Consider the following 16,547-nt stretch of genomic DNA (forward strand, 5'->3'; position numbering starts at 1 on the left):
AGCACGCTAGAGTGGAAGGCGAGGTGTAAATAATGTGGATACCGGTACAAATCAACGAAAATAGTGCAGAGCCCCTCTATCATCAGATAGAGACTCAGCTTAGATCATTAATCATTAGCGGAGTCATTACAGAAGGTACGCTACTGCCCTCGATTCGTGAGTTTGCAGGAGATCTGAAATGCAGTGTAATTACAGTGCGGCGCGTATATCAGGATCTGGAGAACGAAGGTTTGCTGCGAACGAGACAAGGAACAGGTACCTTTGTATCCCACATAGGCGACGGAGCAATGGAAGAATACAAACGAGACACGGTAGGCAAAGCACTTGAAAGTGCTGTGGATATCGGCCGATCGGTACATTGCAGCAAGGATGAACTTGAGCAGATTTTTATGGAGATTGTAGAACGCAAGTATAGAGCAAAGGAATGAAAGGGGGGCGCATATTCATATGGTACAGATGGCTATAGAATTGCGGAATGTACTTAAACAGCGGCGAAACAAGACGATAGGACCGCTGACCATGAATCTGCCAAGAGGATATATTACAGCCCTGGTAGGTCAGAATGGATCTGGCAAAAGCACGCTACTGAATCTACTGATGCAGCTGACCAATCCAGAGGAAGGCGAGATATATTGGTTTGAGAACAGGTATGATAGCGGGTTGCCTCTGGAGCTGCGGCAGACCATTGCCTATGTTCCTGAGACGTCGATTACTGAGGAGAACCACTGGAATGCAGAAGAGGCCGCTCAATTTCGACAGCATTGGTATCCGAACTGGGATGAGTCGTATTTTCAGGATCTAATGGATCGCTTTGAGGTTCCATATCATATGAGGCTTTCTAAGATGTCTAAGGGTGAGCGTCGGAAATTCGAAATTGCCGCAGCACTTGCGTCACGCCCAAGTCTGCTGCTACTGGATGAACCTTCATCAGGTCTTGATCCCTTTGCCTGGAAGATTATGATCGAGACGCTGCTTAAATATATGGATGAGAACAACGCTACGATCATCATCTCTACACACATTGTGGAAGAGGTGCGGCGGTTGGCAGATTATATCATGCTTATGCATAGAGGTGAACTGCTGGGTATGGCCGAGAAAGACAGTTTATTCGGTACTTGGACCGAGGTATGGGTACAGGTTGCAGGTGAAGAGGAGCTTGCTGAGTTATCAGCGGAATTACCGGGAGGTATAAACTTTACCATGGATACACCGGGTGTAGCTTCTTTTATCATAGAACAATTTTCTAAGAACGAGAAACGCATTCAGGACTTGGGCGTAAAGGTTATCAAGAGTCGCAGTTTAGAATTGGACGAAATATTGGGTTTATGGACACAGGGACACCGTCCTATCCTGATTGATCACAAGAGAGGGGACTAGAGAAATGGAAGCCTTAAAGCTGGAAAGTGTAATGAAGCAATATGGAGAAAAAACCGCTGTAAACGGAATTAACCTAACGGTAGGCAAGGGGGAAATTTACGGATTACTGGGGGCAAATGGTGCAGGGAAAACAACCACAATGCGCATGGTGCTTGGCCTAATTTACCCTGATGGCGGGAATATTTTGTATAATGGAAAGTCGTATAACAGCGAACTTCAGCAAATCATGGGCTATCTGCCCGAAGAAAGAGGATTATATCCAAAGGTAAAGGTAAGCGATCAAATCGTCTACTTGGCACGTCTGCGCGGGATGTCGGCTAGTGATGCAGATAAGAGCCTTCGCTACTGGCTCGATCGGTTTGAGGTTCCGGATTACTACAATAAGAAGATTGAAGAGCTCTCCAAAGGGAATCAGCAGAAAATGGGCTTTATCGCCGCAGTCGTTCATAAGCCGCAAATTCTCATCCTTGATGAAGCCTTCAGTGGCTTGGACCCTGTTAACGTGGAACTACTGAAAGATACGGTAAAAGAATTGCGTGATCAAGGAACGAGTATCTTATTCTCTACTCACCGGATGGAGCATGTTGAAGAGCTTTGCCGTAATATTACGATTTTGGATCGTTCCAATACTGTCGTGCAGGGCGATATTCGTACGATTAAGAGTGGATATCCTCGTGAACAAGTATTGTTGCGTACGGATAACGAAGTGACCGGTCTAGAATCAATTGCAGGTGTAACAGCAGTACAGCGACAGGAGCGAGGTTATCTGTTGTCAATCAGTGAGATCGGCGCAGCACAACGTATCCTACAGCAGGCGATGGCGCAGGGTGAAGTGGAGCATTTTGAAATTAAGGAACCAACGTTAAATCAAATCTTTATCAGAGCGGTGGGTGAATCTCATGAATAAGATGGGGACAATTATTGGCTTTACCTTTAAAAATAAAGTAAGAACGAAATCATTCATGATTACTACGTTAATTCTAGTGTTGCTGCTCAGCATTGGGATGAATCTTCCGTACATCATCGATCAGTTTAAGGGAGATTCTACAACAAACGCAGAGACTCAAATTGCTGTGATCGCGGAAGATGGAAATCAGGCTGCAGAGTTGTTGAAGGCTTATACTTCACCTGAAGGAATGCCGCAGGCAAAAGTTGTGCAATATACTTCTGCCGACGATGCGGAGCTAAAGAAAGCTTTAGATGAAGGGACTGTAGAAGGGTATGTTACTTTTGCAGAACCGACTGGTGAAGGACTTCCACCCGTTACTTATCATAGTGAAAATGGTGAATTGAAGGGCGATGTACAAATCTATCTCCAAAATGCCCTTCAGCAGGTCAACACCCAGTTCGTCGTTGGCGACAAGCTGACGCAGGAGCAGATTGCTGCTATGTCAACACCGGTACAGATAGCTACTCAGCAGCTCAACCCTGATGGGACTGCGGGAGATAAGGATGCGTCGCAGGAATCCGCTCCACCTATTAATTACGTCATTGTATACGCCATGCTTATGCTGTTCTTCATGTCTATCATGATGACCGGTAATATGATCGCAGCTGAGATTACTTCAGAGAAGAGCTCACGGATCATGGAGATTCTGATTACAAGTGCCTCACCTTTAGCGCAAATGTTCGGTAAAGTTATCGGTGTCTTCTTAGTAGGATTATTACAAATTGGCGTCATTATCGCAGCGGTAGTTGTCAATCTTAAGCTTCCGCATAATGCAACGATTTTGAAAGATTTAGACCTGGATTTAGGCCAGCTTAATATTAACTTGTTGCTTTATGGAATTGTTCTTTATGTACTAGGTTATTTCCTCTATGCCTTGATGTATGCAGCTGTAGGTTCAATTGTCAGCCGTACAGAGGATCTTGGCCAAGCGGTTATGCCGATTATGATGTTAGGCTTCGTAGCATTCTATGTTCCACTGTTCAGTATCTCCAATGCGGACACTCTGCTGGTTAAGGTAGCGAGTTATGTGCCGTTCACCTCTCCATTGACCATGCTGCTCCGGATTGGTGTTGGTGAAGTAGCGATCTGGCAAGTTATTGTATCATTAGCCATCCTGCTTGTTACCACGTTCATCTTTGGATGGTTGGCTGCCAAGATCTATCGCACAGGCGTATTGATGTACGGCAAACGTCCAAGTATTAAAGAGATCAGAAAAGCGATGAAGGCTTACAAGATCTAAGTGGCTTCATATAAACTTTTAAGGAGTGGTAAACATGACTAAAAGTGAACAATACAATATGATGCTTTTAATGAGTTCGGTATCTCTGGCTACGGTTAGTAGAATGCTCTCGACCAATGGGTCCACTTTAATGGATTTCACTCAGGGTGTATTGACTGGGATTGCCATGGTGGGGATGATTGCGGGATTGTGGATGTACGGAAAGGAAGCCGCGGCAGATGCCGTGGCTTTTTTATTTTTTGTGTATGTATCGTAAAAGTTATTTGGAAGATAGTTGAGGGAGTTAGACAACGGATAGATTACCACTAGGCAGCAAATCCTCTTGAGCAGTCAGTTGCTCCCGCACACGCCTAAGCTGTGCTTTTAGGACAGGAACACTCTTTTGCAGAATGATGCTTATTTGAGGTAAAGATAGCTTTAGGCCATACCACATCGTTTTTATAAGCTGTTCCTCCCAAGGCAATGTCTTGGCAGACAGAAGAGACCGGCGTGCGTAATAATCGGCGCATTGTCGGATACAAGAGCGGTAAGCCTCGATAGAGAATAGCTGGCTGTCGAAGCTTTTTTGACGGAATATTTTATGAAGCTCTTTAAAAGTACGGATAGTAACCTTCTCGGCTTCTACTGATTGTTGTAACAACATGGAACTGAGCGTATAGATATCATTCGTGCACTTTTGAACACACTCTGCAAATATAGTTCTACGGGGTGATTCGGAAGGTAAGGGGTCAGGCATGATAAACACGATCCTTTCAGAATGGGTTATGGGATGAACTTATAATAAAGAAAAGTAAGAAATGGATTTGTTGATAAGCTCGGCGGTATCAGGTTCTGGATAACTATGTTTTTGAAGCGCTACACTGGATGGTTTATAATATAGCCGCCCTCCTTTGGAATCTCTCCCACCAGCGACAGCTCTGTACAGACGACCTTGCTCAATGTGCCCTGCCAAGGATTTACCCTGCAGCTTGGCTTTTAAATCCTGTAAAGCACCTTGCACTAGCTCAAACTGAGTCTGATCCCACTCTGAACCATGGGTACGTACTTTATCTATCGCTTCCTCTAGCCGGCAATGGTATATCATTCTGAGAAAAGAACTCCATTTAATAAGATCGAAAGTTTTGGTATTGGCAGAGATAAGACATGCCCCCCAGCTGCTACCTCCTTTACAGGTAAGTTTCAGGATGCCATAACGGCTGTCTTGATCAGCCTCCATTCCATAGTGAATAGGCTCTGGTGAATCAAAGACGAATACTTCTATGCGAGATAGTCTTCGCTGGTCCATGACAGGTTTCTCCTCCTTAGGTTTCCAAAAGCTTAAGATTTACATGGTGAATGACGTTAGCCTTCTCTATACAGGCGAGCATTTCAGCTTCATTCTCACAGACTGCGGCATGCTCCAGCCATAGTCGGAATTTCTGTTTGCGTATAACGGATAAATGTAAGGGAAAGGTGTTGCCGGATCTCATTACGTACCAACCGACTGCAACTTCTTTCCACGGTTCCTTAAAAGCGGTGAGCCACGGAAAACGTTGGTGTGCTGACCAATCCTGCAGCTGTTGCTTTTCTCGGATATTTTTATATATTTCGTATATAATTGTTCGGTCCATACAGTATTCACAGGTAGATGGGCTGCTGAAATGGCGAAGTGATTCAATCTGCTTCTGACCAAAAGCATAGCCGACAATAGTTCTGTGATGATCCTCTTCGAACCACAACGCTCCAAAGCAAACATAATTTAGACTTATCGGCTCAAGTAGCCCTTGCTGAGTTCCCCAATAATAGTGTTTCATTCCTTTCACCCCGTCCAGCATGCTATCACCCTATAGATTCAGGTAACGCAAAAACCGCAGCAAGAGGAGGACCTCTGCTGCGGTTTTGGAATACAGGTATACACACACCTGTGCCAAAGCGTGGCGGATCAAGGGTCTCTCTCTTTACGCTTACGAGGTTAGCTGTCGGATTCGGACGGTGAGAGTCGCCCTACCTATGTGAGACTTGAACAGTCTCCTTCGGATTCACCCCAAGTAGGCCATGTGGCCTGATGGTTCCCCCGTTCCCTGCAAATGCAGGAACTCAGCGTTGAATGTATTTCGTGAAATAGATTCAACCCGAATCATACTCTTTTCAAGGTGTTTCTGTAAAAACAGAAAGTGTTCTTTTGAGCGCAATTTAAACCAAATCCTGCCTACTACGACGAAAAAGGGAACCAAATAGGTATTTATTGCGAGTTATCGGGCTTCTTCCTCGCTTAATCTCGCTTTCTTGTTTCCTTTCTTATATAGGCGATTTTTGGTGATTTCACTAATCGTGGTGAATAAAATCACATGGTATGACCGTTTTTCGCTAATGGATTGAAACTCGAGTAAACAAGAGATATAGAGAGATTGGATATCAAGTAAGCGCTATCCAATGCGAAAATAGTTTTTAATTTGCATTATTTTGGCATCAATCAGGTTTTACAATACTTCCTGCATAAGGGTATGATTACTCCTGTTTCAACAACAATCGAATATTTGATCCGCTTAATTTCCGATAAGGAAAGCGGGGGAACCAACAATCGGCAGACGATGTGAGAGTCGGAAGCCGGTTATGGGGTGAATCCTGTAGAAGATGCCAGTGAGCTCGCATCTATACAGGTAGGGCGACTCTCACCGCCCGAATCCGACAGCTAACCTCGTAAGCGTATGGAGAGAGGATGAGTGCAATGTGACCGCTAGCGAGCCACAGAGGAGAATCCTTTGTGGCTTTTTGCTGTGCTTTTTTAAGCAAAGCATTTATGGAAAACCTCACGAAGAGGTCGTTATATTCATCATTAGCGGTAGCTTTTTTTTCAAGATCAGGGTGATCAAGCTCTGATCTTACAAGCAAAGCATTTGAGGAGAATAAGAGATGACAGATCAGAATGAATATGTACTGGTATGTGCGCCAACGAAGGCAGGCGAACATTTTATTAAGCTTCTAAAATTCAGAGGCATTAAGATGGCCGGATTGACCAACAACTTGCCTGAGAAGGCCCTACTCGAAGAGATGGGGATTGAACAAGTCGTTCTAGTTGATACCCGCCATCAGAATACTTGGTTTCGCCCGCCGTTTCCGGTAGGCCGGGTATATCTGTTCGAGAGCAGCTTTACGTTATGCTGCCGTTACATTCAGATGTGCCGTACCTGGACGACACAGCCGATTTTTGTAATTACAAGCTCAATAAATCCTAGATTGGTCTATAAAAGACTTGGCGCGAGTTATGTAATCTATTCCCACAGCGGTGATGCTGATTTTCTGGTAGATAGATCACCTCATTAAGGATAAAAGAAGGAGTGCGGAAGATATGATGGATCTGTATATGGTGGCTTCGTTAGCTGTAATTTACGGGTTATTTTATGGATTTATGCGCTGGTGTGCAGGTGTAGTTGAGGATACGGGGAGGGATAAGCTGTGATTCTAGTAATCGCTGTTACCCTACTGCTGTTTATATATCTGGTTTATGCATTGATTCATCCGGAGAAATTTTAAGGAGGGGCATTCATGGGCATTTTGCAAATTGTTGCTGTAATCGTAATTCTCATCTTGCTGGTTAAGCCGATGGGCACGTATTTATATTATGTGTTTTCTAATGAACCGAACCGTACGGATCGATGGTTTGGAGGTATGGAAAAAGGAATTTTTAAGCTGATCGGCCTGAAAAAACGGGACGGTATGTCCTGGAAGAAGTATGCGCTCAGCTTTGTTTTAACGAATATCGTACTGGTTACTTTCAGCTATATCTTTCTTCGATTGCAGCGGGGTTTACCACTAAATCCGAATGGAATTGCGGATATGGAACAGACGCTTTCGTTCAATACGGTGATTAGTTTTATGACTAATACAAACCTGCAGCATTACAGCGGGGAGACGGGACTTTCGTATTTTTCACAAATGGCTGTCATCACGATGATGATGTTCACGTCTGCAGCGAGCGGATTTTCTGTTGCGGTTGCCTTTGTCAGAGGGATCACAGGACGGAAATCAGTCGGGAACTTCTTCGAGGATTTCGTTAAAGCACATATTCGTGTATTCATTCCTCTAGCTCTGCTGGTTTCATTGGTACTGGTAGGACTACATGTGCCGCAAACACTCAAGCCATCGCTTGAAGTCACTACACTAGAGGGGCAAACGCAACAAATTGCTATCGGTCCAGTAGCTTCTCTGGAATCGATCAAGCATTTGGGCACCAATGGTGGCGGCTTCTTCGGAGCCAATTCATCGCATCCTTTTGAGAACCCTAATCCACTTACGAACGTGCTAGAGATTCTCTCTATGTGGATGCTGCCAGCTTCGCTCCCTTATATGTACGGATTGTTTGCCAAGAACAAACGTCAGGGCTGGGTAATTTTTACCGCAATGATGACCTTGTTTGTTCTGCTATTAAGCCTAAACTTCTATGCTGAATCGAAAGGCAATCCGGCGATCAATGCACTAGGAATAGAATCTTCACAAGGTAGTATGGAAGGTAAAGAGGTGCGCTTCGGCATACCGCAGTCTTCCTTGTTTACTTCAGTAACAACCGCAGCTACGACAGGTAGTGTTAACAATATGCATGATACGCTGACGCCGCTGGGAGGCATTACGCCTCTTGCACTGATGATGCTCAACAATGTCTTCGGTGGTAAAGGTGTCGGACTGATCAATATGCTGATGTATGCGATTCTGGGTGTCTTCCTGTGCGGTCTCATGGTCGGCAGGACACCGGAGTTCCTCGGACGGAAAATAGAGGCCAAGGAGATGAAGCTGATTGCCATAGCGATCCTTGTGCATCCGTTCATTATCCTTGTGCCAACCGCAGCTGCGTTCCTGACCGATTTGGGGCAAGGGGCGATTACGAACACTGGATTCCATGGACTCAGCCAAGTGTTATATGAATATGTCTCTTCTGCCGCGAACAATGGTTCAGGATTTGAAGGGCTTGCAGACAATACAACTTTTTGGAATGTCACAACCGGGATTGTCATGCTGCTAGGTCGTTATGTCTCTATCATTGCAATGCTGGCGGTAGCAGATTCTCTGCTTAAGAAGAAGCCGGTTCCTGAGACGATTGGCACGTTCCGCACAGACAATGGACTGTTTACGGGAATTCTGATTGGTACAGTAGTGATTATCGGTGCGTTGACGTTCCTGCCGGTCATTGTACTCGGCCCCATTGCAGAATATCTAACCTTACGGTAGGAAGAGGGAGAATAAGATGAGTACTGTAAAAAGAAAAAAGCTGCTGACGGGACCCATACTCCTTAGCGCTGTAAAGGATAGTTTTATAAAGCTTAACCCAGTAACGCTAATCAAAAATCCCGTCATGTTCGTGGTAGAGGTCGGTACGATCATTGTCCTCCTCATGGTGCTGGCTCCTGGATATTTTAATGCAGAGCAATCGATAGGCTTCAATATCACAGTGTTGTTCATTCTGCTGTTTACAGTGCTGTTTGCGAACTTCGCTGAAGCACTGGCAGAAGGCCGGGGGAAAGCCCAAGCCGATTCGCTCAAGAAAACAAAACAAGATATCACAGCTAACAAACTGGTTGGAGGAGCGGTGAAGACAGTCTCTTCCTCCGAGCTGCGTAAAGGAGATATCGTCATTGTCAGTCAGGGAGAACTCATCCCTGGTGACGGTGAGGTGATTGAAGGGCTGGCTTCCGTAGATGAATCAGCGATTACAGGTGAATCTGCACCTGTAATCAAGGAGGCTGGTGGGGACTTTGGCTCCGTTACAGGCGGTACACGGGTCGTCAGTGATGAGATTAAAGTCAGAATTACAAGTGATCCTGGTGAGTCGTTTCTAGATCGAATGATCTCTCTTGTTGAAGGGGCGAAACGTCAGAAGACACCTAACGAAATTGCGCTAAATACGCTTTTGATCAGTCTGACGCTGATTTTCTTGATTGTAGTAGTGACCTTGCGGCCGATTGCAACTTATCTAGGTGTTGATCTTGATATTCCGGTTATGATCGCCTTGTTGGTCTGTCTGATCCCGACAACTATCGGGGGACTGCTATCCGCAATCGGAATAGCGGGTATGGACCGGGTGACCCAGTTTAATGTACTCGCGATGTCTGGTAAGGCCGTTGAGGCTGCTGGCGATATTAATACGATGATCCTAGATAAGACCGGTACGATTACCTTTGGGAACCGGATGGCGAGTGAATTTGTACCAGTCGGAAATGAATCCGAAGCGGAGCTTACGGCATGGGCGGCCATCAGTTCCCTAAAGGATGAGACGCCTGAGGGACGTTCTGTAATTGAGCTGGCCAAAAAGCTGGAACGCAGCTATGACAGCAAGCTTGCTGAAGGTGGCGAATTCGTAGAGTTTAAGGCCGAAACTCGGATGAGTGGTATTGACCTGCAAGATGGACGCTGCGTACGCAAAGGTGCGGTAGACTCCGTGAAGAAATGGGTACAGTCGAAAGGCGGTGTCATTCCCGCGAACCTCGACAGTAATTCTGATGCCATCGCCCGGATGGGGGGGACCCCGTTAGCGGTTGCGGTAGACAATCGGATCTATGGACTTATTTACTTGAAGGATACCGTTAAGCCAGGCATGAAAGAGCGGTTTGATGAGCTGCGGAAAATGGGGATCAAGACCATCATGTGTACGGGTGACAATCCGCTGACCGCAGCTACGATTGCCCGTGAAGCGGGGGTAGATGATTTCATCGCTGAAAGTACACCTGAGGATAAAATAGCAGTCATTCGCCGCGAACAGAACGAGGGTAAGCTGGTTGCGATGACCGGGGATGGTACAAATGATGCCCCTGCCCTTGCGCAAGCTGATGTGGGCTTAGCCATGAATAGCGGCACTACAGCTGCTAAGGAAGCAGCAAATATGGTCGATTTGGACTCCGACCCTTCGAAGATTATAGAGGTCGTAGCGATTGGTAAACAGCTGCTGATGACGCGGGGTGCGTTAACAACCTTTAGTATCGCGAATGATATCGCGAAGTATTTCGCTATTATTCCGGCGATGTTCATGCTCGCCATTCCTGAAATGGAAGCCCTGAATGTAATGGGACTAGGCTCGCCAAGCTCGGCTATAATATCCGCCTTAATATTTAATGCGATTATTATTCCGCTGCTCATCCCACTGGCTATGAAGGGTGTGTCGTATAAAGCTATGAGCTCTACGAAGCTGCTTGGACGTAATATATTTATCTATGGGCTAGGCGGAGTGGTTGTTCCATTTGCTGGCATCAAGCTCATTGATATGATCGTAAGTGTATGGATTTAACGACGTGTTGACTAATCATTGAAAGGGTGAGAGCATCGTGAATAACGGAAACGCCATGGAGGACACTGAAGAGCAGTTATCATCATCGAAAGGTGCTTATTTCTTTATTATTGTACGACTAAGTTTAGTATTTATTATTCTCTGCGGAGTGATCTATCCTCTGACAACTACAGCGCTTGCCCAGGTTCTAATGCCGTCGCAAGCGAACGGCAGCTTGCTTAAGAATGATGCTGGAGTAGTTGTAGGCTCGGAACTCATTGGGCAGAACTTTACGAACCCAGGACTATTTCATGGTCGTGTGTCTAGTATTGAGTATAAAGCAGAAGCCTCAGGGTCCAATAACTACGCTCCATCCAATCCGGATATGCTGCAGCGGACAAAGGATTTCATTACGCAGTGGAAGCTCGATAATCCGGATGTGCCCGTGAACAAATTGCCAGTTGATTTGGTCACCAACTCGGGTTCGGGGCTTGATCCGCATATCACACCAGCTTCAGCAATGGTGCAGATTCCTCGGATTAGCAATTTAACCGGTATTCCTGCATCGCAGCTGGAAGAGCTCGTAAATAAGCATACCGAGGGTCGTGACTTAGGGTTGTTTGGTGAAGAACGGGTCAATGTGTTGAAGCTGAACATGGATCTACTGAAACTAGCGAACAAATAAATATAGTAAATATCCCTGCCAGATTACTAGAATCGGGCAGGGATATCTTGCTTTCTAAAATATAAGAAAGTATAAGTTTCACATTATACTTTCTTATATTTCTACGAGAAACGGCTGTCATCTTTGAAGGACGACAATGTCGTTTCTTCTTGGAACAGAAGGGTACATGCATGATCGGGGTTAGTAAGGAGTGGTCTTGATGGGAACATACCGGAGGAAGACGCCGGAGGAGCTGCTGCTCTCTATCTATGAGCTGCATCGGGGACGTCTGAAGATCTATATCGGTCCGGTCAGTGGGTCGGGCAAAACGTATCAGATGCTGCGTGAGGGCCAGGCACTAAAAGCGCAGGGAATCGATGTTGTGATCTGTGCGGTTTCGACGAATCAGAGTCCAGAAACTAAGGATCAGCTGGGCGATTTGGAACGAATACCAAGTATTCATTGGTTTCAGAAAGATATAGAGAAGAAGGATCTTGATGTAGAAGCTATTGTGGCACGTAATCCAGAAGTTGTGCTAACCGATGGCTTGGCCCACCAGAATCGCGAGGGTGCGGAGAGATCTGGAAGACTGGACGATATCAAATACTTATTGAGCAATGGGATTAGTGTCATCACAACTGTAAACGTGTACGAACTAGAAGGTGCTGCGGATCTGGCACGGAAATGGACCGGGATTGAGGTAGAGCATTCTCTTCCCGCCGAGGTGCTTACCCTTGCCGATGATATTGTTCTAATTGATGTGACCCCTGAAAAAATACTTCAGCGCTTGTCCGATGGCCATTTAGGTAAACGCCAGCAGAGATCGCTTTTTAATAAGGGTAATTTAAGCAAGCTGCGGGAGCTGGCACTTCGGATGGTCGCTGAGGATGTTAATGACTCGCTGGAGAAACACCGGGAAGAACAAGGGCTGCAGGGAGCTTCGGGGATCGCAGAAAAAGTGTTGGTATCTGCGCAGTATTATTGGAATGGCTCGATCCACATCCGACGTGGACAGCAGATTGCCAAGCGGTTAAATGGGGATCTTTCAGTAGTGTCATTCTGGAAGCAGGGTCTCACCCTTTCTAAGGAAGCAGCTACATTTAAGCGTTCCCTCTGGAAGCTGACCGAGAAGATTGGTGCCTCTATGGAGGAGATCACCTTTCGCTCGAAGCGGGAGATCCCACATCTGTTGGTAAAATACGCGATAGAACATAATATTACCCGGATCGTTATGGGACATTCCAAGCAGACCGCTTGGCAGGAATTATGGAAAGGCTCAATCGCTAATTCGTTACTGAAGCAAATCCGAGGTGTGGATGTGTTCTTCGTAGCGGATCGCGCAGATCGCGAAGGAGAACGTGTACTTCCAACCCGGCAGAGTCGTAATGAACGGAAAGCGGATGCCTATCACAGGTTAAGCAGTCAGGAAGTAAAGGATAAAATCGATGCGATTCGCGGAGGAACCTTTAAGGTATATATTGGGGCTGCTCCCGGTGTGGGCAAGACTTACAAGATGCTGCGTGAAGGGAACGATCTCTTAAAGAGAGGGATCGATGTCGTGATAGGGCTCCTGGAGACACATGGCCGCAAAGAAACCCTTGAACAAATCGGCGATTTGGAGACCCTTCCGCGTCTACGTATGGAGTACCGCGGGACTATCCTTGAGGAGATGGATACGGCAGCAATTATTAAGCGTAATCCAGAAGTCGTGCTAGTGGACGAACTCGCTCATACCAATATGCCAGGCAGCAAACATAAGAAGCGGTATATGGATGTTATGGAGCTGCTGGATGCGGGAATATCTGTGATTTCTACCGTGAATGTGCAGCATTTAGAAAGTCTGAATGACGCCGTAGAGCAAATTACAGGAGTTAGAGTAAGGGAGACTTTTCCGGACAGCATTCTACAGCGGGCAAATGAGGTAGAGCTTATCGATGTATCACCCAAGACGCTTCAAGAGCGAATGAAGGACGGAAAAATATATGCCATGGCCAAGGTGGATCAGGCGCTGGGGGCTTTTTTCAAAATCGGGAATTTGATCGCCCTACGGGAGCTGGCGTTGCGGGAAATTGCTGATGATGTTGATGAAAGGCTAGAATCTTGGGAACGTGTTGGTTCGTTACGGGGACCTTGGCGGCGTCAGGAAGTAATATATGTGTGTATCACCTTGGGGGATCATGCGGAGCGTTTAATTCGGCGTGGTTTTCGGATTGCATATCGTCTAAAAGCTTGCTGGTATGTTACGTATGTGCAGGAATTTAAACAAAATGGACCCGTATATGATAAACGTATAAATGATTTAAAGGAATTGACGGAACGACTGGGTGGAACGTTCAAGATGATTCCTAACGTACTTCCTGCACGAGTGGCGTCCTTGCTGCTTGAAAGATCTCAAGCTTTGCAGAGTACTCAGATTATTATTGGTCAATCACAACGCTCATGGCTGCGAAAAAGTATTCGCGGCGATGTTACCAAGCAGATTCTGCGTTCTGCCAGAAACGTGGATGTGCTGGTCGTGGCAGATCTCATACGTGAGGAAGCATAGACTATGACTAACAAGTAAAAACGCCTTCGGCGTCCCTAAAGGACGGTAAGCGTTTATGCGAGAAATATAAGGATAATGTATAGCGTGAAAATTATAGATTCTTATATTTTGAAAAAGGGTACCTTCAAGCCGATTGGCTATGAGGATACCCTTTTTTGCAGCTATGAATTACATCATGTACTGAATAGTTTAATGGCTTAATTATTGGGCAGCTTCGATGAGTGCTTTGAGCGCAGGAAGATTAAATCCCTTGATCGCTTGATCCCCTGCTACAGTGACAGGAACACCCATGAATCCAAGCTTCTCAACTTCCTCTTGATAGACTGTGCTGGTCATAACATCTCTTACTTCAAAAGGGACACCCTGCTCCGTAAGATAATTTTTAACCAAATTACAGTCACTGCACCCTGCGGTTGAATAGACAATCACTGGCTCACTCATTGGTTCACAGCCTCTTTGATAGCATCTCTTGTAATTTTCCAGTGGGAAGTGTTCCAGCGAACCTCATTGTCCTCAAGCAGGAAGAGTTGTGGAGATTCATGTTTGATGCCAAAATCCTCAGCAATTTGATTGGAAACGGGACGATCCTCGATGACTAAGACCACTGCAGCGGCAGTATCCGCATCCTTCAGATAAGCCTGAAACTCTTCATTAGCTTTAGCACTAATCGGGCAGGTCGTGCTGTGTTTGAACAGCAGCTTCTTGCCAGGCTTAGCTACATATTGCTCAAGATCCTCCAGCGTATGGAGTTGTTGAATAGACATAGATATCACCCTCCTGGGATCGTTATTTTGCTAACAATTGTGTTGTTAACAACCTGTAATCATGATTGTAACATATATCAAAATTAAAACAAAAAGGATTCTGAAAGGCTTGCACAAGAGGCGATATACCTGAAACCAATCGCGTTGAAAAAAAGAGTACAGCATGCTAAGGTGAAAAGAAGCAACATGCCTAACCATATCGCTACGAGATAGGAGTGTTCAGAAGAATGAAGAGAGTTGCATGTGTAACTGGAGCTGATCGGGGGCTTGGACTGTCGCTTGTACGTTCATTGCTGGCCAAACAGTTCTCAGTATTTGCAGGACAGTTTTTAAAAGAATCGGAAGATTTGAAAGCGCTTAAAGAGAAATATCCTGAACAGTTGGAGCTTATCCCCCTAGATATCAGCAATAAAGATAGTGTGAAGCAGGCTGCAAGAGTAATAGCCAGTAAAACTGGATATGTCGATATGATTATTAATAATGCAGGTATTATTCGTTCTGCTGATAATGCTACTGTGCTGGTGGAGCTGGATGATGAAGGCATGGCAGAAATATATAATGTAAATACACTTGGCGCGTTAAGAGTCAGCAATGCACTGATGGGACTATTACTACAAAGTGAGGATAAATTAATCGTCAATATTTCATCGGAGGCAGGCAGTATTGCCCGAAATAAGCGTATCAACATGTATGGCTATTGTATGTCGAAGGCAGCACTGAATATGCAGTCCTCCTTGATGCATAATCATCTGAAAACGCTTGGCGGTCAAGTAATGGTGTTCCATCCTGGCTGGCTGCAGACTTATATGCATGGTAAGAAGGATGAGCAAGCGGAAATGACTCCTGAACAGTCCGCGGAGCAGATTATCGACCTTGTTCTGGATTATAAAAAATATATGGGCGAGGAACCGGCCTATCTGGATACGGATGGCAGCTCATGGCCGTGGTAGAACGGATATTTCAAAATAGATAAGAAGAAAGGCGCTGATAACATGTCTACACTAAAAGCACTCGCACTCGGAAGCTACTCGGAGGTTAAATATCACCCCTTTGCTGGCGTGGACCGGGAGATCGAACAAATCCTTGCGAATGACTTACAGGTTTTCTCTTCAGAGGATTATGCACTTCTCAATAAAGAAACGTTGTCTGACTATAAGCTGGTAATCTCCTACACTGAATTTTCTGATGACAAAATCCCCGCGGATCAAAGTGGTGCTTTGCTATCTTATGTGGCTGGCGGGGGCGGACTACTAGTGGTACATAACGGAATTTCCTTACAGCGCAATCAGGAGCTTGGCGCTATGCTGGGCGCACATTTCACCCATCATCCAGAGTATACTTCGCTGCAGATGTCCATATCCGCACGAGAGCATCCCATTATGCAGGGAATTGAAGAATTTGTAATTGAGGATGAGCCGTATTATTTTGAGATGCATCCTTATTTCGAAACAACGGTGCTCGCTGAATATTCTCATGAGGGAGCTATGCGCCAAGCGGCTTGGTGTCACGAATTTGGCTTGGGTCGGGTTGTTTATTTAATGCCAGGGCATCATTTACCATCATTCTCAGTAGAACCATTCCGCGAAATGATTCGTAGAGGTGGGCTTTGGGCAGCAGGATTATTGTAGAATATAAGCGGCGGATATACTTGTTGTAAGATTATAAATGAGTCCAACTGTGGGATAAACTGTACCCTATCGAGTAGACACTTTTAAAAAGTCTCTCGGTAGGGTATTTTTGTTTATAACGAAGAAGATAGGGAAGAGGAATGGTATGA

Annotated in this window: 18 protein-coding genes and 2 riboswitches; of the genes, 13 read left to right on the top strand and 5 right to left on the bottom strand. The window is 45.5% G+C overall.

Annotated features, from left to right (window positions below):
- Positions 1-32 precede the first annotated feature (32 nt).
- The 5 genes from ACFWMP_RS25210 to ACFWMP_RS25230 are packed head-to-tail and all read left to right on the top strand — an operon-like array spanning position 33 to position 3,822.
- Positions 33-428, top strand: coding sequence for a GntR family transcriptional regulator (locus tag ACFWMP_RS25210; protein ID WP_042184543.1), 396 nt, complete (start codon positions 33-35; stop codon positions 426-428).
- Between the two features lie 19 nt (positions 429-447).
- Positions 448-1,377, top strand: coding sequence for an ATP-binding cassette domain-containing protein (locus tag ACFWMP_RS25215; RefSeq protein WP_042184545.1), 930 nt, complete (start codon positions 448-450; stop codon positions 1,375-1,377).
- A 4-nt stretch (positions 1,378-1,381) separates the two neighbouring features.
- Positions 1,382-2,284: an ABC transporter ATP-binding protein gene (locus ACFWMP_RS25220; protein ID WP_042184547.1), complete on the top strand. Its 903-nt coding sequence runs from the start codon at positions 1,382-1,384 to the stop codon at positions 2,282-2,284.
- Positions 2,277-3,566, top strand: coding sequence for an ABC transporter permease (locus ACFWMP_RS25225; protein WP_042184549.1), 1,290 nt, complete (start codon positions 2,277-2,279; stop codon positions 3,564-3,566). The genes ACFWMP_RS25220 and ACFWMP_RS25225 overlap by 8 nt, the downstream gene beginning before the upstream one ends.
- A gap of 34 nt (positions 3,567-3,600) precedes the next feature.
- Positions 3,601-3,822, top strand: coding sequence for a hypothetical protein (locus ACFWMP_RS25230; RefSeq protein ID WP_379424962.1), 222 nt, complete (start codon positions 3,601-3,603; stop codon positions 3,820-3,822).
- Between the two features lie 27 nt (positions 3,823-3,849).
- On the opposite strand, the gene ACFWMP_RS25235 is transcribed toward ACFWMP_RS25230, so the two are convergent.
- The 3 genes from ACFWMP_RS25235 to ACFWMP_RS25245 all read right to left on the bottom strand — a co-directional run bounded on the left by ACFWMP_RS25235 (position 3,850) and on the right by ACFWMP_RS25245 (position 5,359).
- Entirely contained in the window at positions 3,850-4,209 is a 360-nt protein-coding gene (locus ACFWMP_RS25235; protein ID WP_156113045.1) for a hypothetical protein, read from the bottom strand.
- A 132-nt stretch (positions 4,210-4,341) separates the two neighbouring features.
- Positions 4,342-4,851 carry a hypothetical protein gene (locus ACFWMP_RS25240; RefSeq protein WP_052404137.1) on the bottom strand — a complete coding sequence of 170 codons (510 nt, stop codon included), beginning with the start codon at positions 4,849-4,851 and terminating at the stop codon, positions 4,342-4,344.
- Between the two features lie 16 nt (positions 4,852-4,867).
- Positions 4,868-5,359 (bottom strand): hypothetical protein, encoded by a 492-nt coding sequence (locus ACFWMP_RS25245; protein WP_379424963.1) that lies wholly within the window; start codon positions 5,357-5,359, stop codon positions 4,868-4,870.
- A gap of 133 nt (positions 5,360-5,492) precedes the next feature.
- A riboswitch (cyclic di-AMP (ydaO/yuaA leader) is annotated at positions 5,493-5,658 on the bottom strand.
- Positions 5,659-6,078: 420 nt separating this feature from the next.
- Positions 6,079-6,268, top strand: a riboswitch (cyclic di-AMP (ydaO/yuaA leader).
- A gap of 190 nt (positions 6,269-6,458) precedes the next feature.
- Here ACFWMP_RS25245 and ACFWMP_RS25250 point away from each other — a divergent pair.
- The 6 genes from ACFWMP_RS25250 to ACFWMP_RS25275 all read left to right on the top strand — a co-directional run bounded on the left by ACFWMP_RS25250 (position 6,459) and on the right by ACFWMP_RS25275 (position 14,006).
- A complete protein-coding gene (locus tag ACFWMP_RS25250; RefSeq protein WP_042184555.1) occupies positions 6,459-6,869 on the top strand; it encodes a hypothetical protein in 411 nt (136 codons plus the stop codon).
- A gap of 132 nt (positions 6,870-7,001) precedes the next feature.
- Positions 7,002-7,079 carry a K(+)-transporting ATPase subunit F gene (gene kdpF / locus ACFWMP_RS25255; protein ID WP_076101420.1) on the top strand — a complete coding sequence of 26 codons (78 nt, stop codon included), beginning with the start codon at positions 7,002-7,004 and terminating at the stop codon, positions 7,077-7,079.
- A 12-nt stretch (positions 7,080-7,091) separates the two neighbouring features.
- A complete protein-coding gene (gene kdpA, locus ACFWMP_RS25260; RefSeq protein ID WP_379424964.1) occupies positions 7,092-8,768 on the top strand; it encodes a potassium-transporting ATPase subunit KdpA in 1,677 nt (558 codons plus the stop codon).
- Positions 8,769-8,784: 16 nt separating this feature from the next.
- Positions 8,785-10,818 (top strand): potassium-transporting ATPase subunit KdpB, encoded by a 2,034-nt coding sequence (gene kdpB / locus ACFWMP_RS25265; protein ID WP_042184559.1) that lies wholly within the window; start codon positions 8,785-8,787, stop codon positions 10,816-10,818.
- A gap of 55 nt (positions 10,819-10,873) precedes the next feature.
- Positions 10,874-11,482, top strand: coding sequence for a potassium-transporting ATPase subunit KdpC (gene kdpC / locus ACFWMP_RS25270; RefSeq protein WP_379424978.1), 609 nt, complete (start codon positions 10,874-10,876; stop codon positions 11,480-11,482).
- Positions 11,483-11,681: 199 nt separating this feature from the next.
- On the top strand, positions 11,682-14,006 hold the full coding sequence (locus ACFWMP_RS25275; protein WP_042184560.1) for a histidine kinase: 2,325 nt from the start codon (positions 11,682-11,684) through the stop codon (positions 14,004-14,006).
- Between the two features lie 201 nt (positions 14,007-14,207).
- On the opposite strand, the gene ACFWMP_RS25280 is transcribed toward ACFWMP_RS25275, so the two are convergent.
- Together ACFWMP_RS25280 and ytxJ are read right to left on the bottom strand one after the other, a co-directional pair.
- Positions 14,208-14,447 carry a glutaredoxin family protein gene (locus tag ACFWMP_RS25280; protein ID WP_042184561.1) on the bottom strand — a complete coding sequence of 80 codons (240 nt, stop codon included), beginning with the start codon at positions 14,445-14,447 and terminating at the stop codon, positions 14,208-14,210.
- Complete coding sequence (ytxJ, locus tag ACFWMP_RS25285; protein ID WP_042123836.1) at positions 14,444-14,770, bottom strand: bacillithiol system redox-active protein YtxJ; 327 nt, start codon at positions 14,768-14,770, stop codon at positions 14,444-14,446. The genes ACFWMP_RS25280 and ytxJ overlap by 4 nt, the downstream gene beginning before the upstream one ends.
- 227 nt (positions 14,771-14,997) lie before the next feature.
- Between ytxJ and ACFWMP_RS25290 the strand changes: the two genes are divergently transcribed.
- Entirely contained in the window at positions 14,998-15,720 is a 723-nt protein-coding gene (locus tag ACFWMP_RS25290) for an SDR family NAD(P)-dependent oxidoreductase (protein WP_340973959.1), read from the top strand.
- 42 nt (positions 15,721-15,762) lie between these two features.
- The gene (locus ACFWMP_RS25295) at positions 15,763-16,398 is read left to right on the top strand and encodes a ThuA domain-containing protein (RefSeq protein ID WP_042184563.1); all 636 of its coding nucleotides are present in this window, start codon (positions 15,763-15,765) and stop codon (positions 16,396-16,398) included.
- The last annotated feature ends 149 nt before the right edge of the window (positions 16,399-16,547 follow it).

The sequence above is a fragment of the Paenibacillus sp. NPDC058367 genome, from assembly GCF_042723305.1.
Lineage (GTDB): Bacteria > Bacillota > Bacilli > Paenibacillales > Paenibacillaceae > Paenibacillus_AQ.

Excerpts from the sequence above, each read along its gene's own strand:
- ACFWMP_RS25245 (WP_379424963.1), bottom strand. The coding sequence starts at position 5,359 with ATGAAACACTATTATTGGGGAACTCAGCAAGGGCTACTTGAGCCGATA.
- ACFWMP_RS25210 (WP_042184543.1), top strand. The coding sequence starts at position 33 with ATGTGGATACCGGTACAAATCAACGAAAATAGTGCAGAGCCCCTCTAT.
- kdpA (WP_379424964.1), top strand. The coding sequence starts at position 7,092 with ATGGGCATTTTGCAAATTGTTGCTGTAATCGTAATTCTCATCTTGCTG.
- ACFWMP_RS25240 (WP_052404137.1), bottom strand. The coding sequence starts at position 4,851 with ATGGACCAGCGAAGACTATCTCGCATAGAAGTATTCGTCTTTGATTCA.
- ytxJ (WP_042123836.1), bottom strand. The coding sequence starts at position 14,770 with ATGTCTATTCAACAACTCCATACGCTGGAGGATCTTGAGCAATATGTA.
- ACFWMP_RS25290 (WP_340973959.1), top strand. The coding sequence starts at position 14,998 with ATGAAGAGAGTTGCATGTGTAACTGGAGCTGATCGGGGGCTTGGACTG.
- ACFWMP_RS25220 (WP_042184547.1), top strand. The coding sequence starts at position 1,382 with ATGGAAGCCTTAAAGCTGGAAAGTGTAATGAAGCAATATGGAGAAAAA.
- ACFWMP_RS25235 (WP_156113045.1), bottom strand. The coding sequence starts at position 4,209 with ATGTTGTTACAACAATCAGTAGAAGCCGAGAAGGTTACTATCCGTACT.
- ACFWMP_RS25280 (WP_042184561.1), bottom strand. The coding sequence starts at position 14,447 with ATGAGTGAGCCAGTGATTGTCTATTCAACCGCAGGGTGCAGTGACTGT.
- kdpB (WP_042184559.1), top strand. The coding sequence starts at position 8,785 with ATGAGTACTGTAAAAAGAAAAAAGCTGCTGACGGGACCCATACTCCTT.
- ACFWMP_RS25230 (WP_379424962.1), top strand. The coding sequence starts at position 3,601 with ATGACTAAAAGTGAACAATACAATATGATGCTTTTAATGAGTTCGGTA.
- kdpC (WP_379424978.1), top strand. The coding sequence starts at position 10,874 with ATGGAGGACACTGAAGAGCAGTTATCATCATCGAAAGGTGCTTATTTC.
- ACFWMP_RS25295 (WP_042184563.1), top strand. The coding sequence starts at position 15,763 with ATGTCTACACTAAAAGCACTCGCACTCGGAAGCTACTCGGAGGTTAAA.
- ACFWMP_RS25225 (WP_042184549.1), top strand. The coding sequence starts at position 2,277 with ATGAATAAGATGGGGACAATTATTGGCTTTACCTTTAAAAATAAAGTA.
- ACFWMP_RS25275 (WP_042184560.1), top strand. The coding sequence starts at position 11,682 with ATGGGAACATACCGGAGGAAGACGCCGGAGGAGCTGCTGCTCTCTATC.
- ACFWMP_RS25250 (WP_042184555.1), top strand. The coding sequence starts at position 6,459 with ATGACAGATCAGAATGAATATGTACTGGTATGTGCGCCAACGAAGGCA.
- ACFWMP_RS25215 (WP_042184545.1), top strand. The coding sequence starts at position 448 with ATGGTACAGATGGCTATAGAATTGCGGAATGTACTTAAACAGCGGCGA.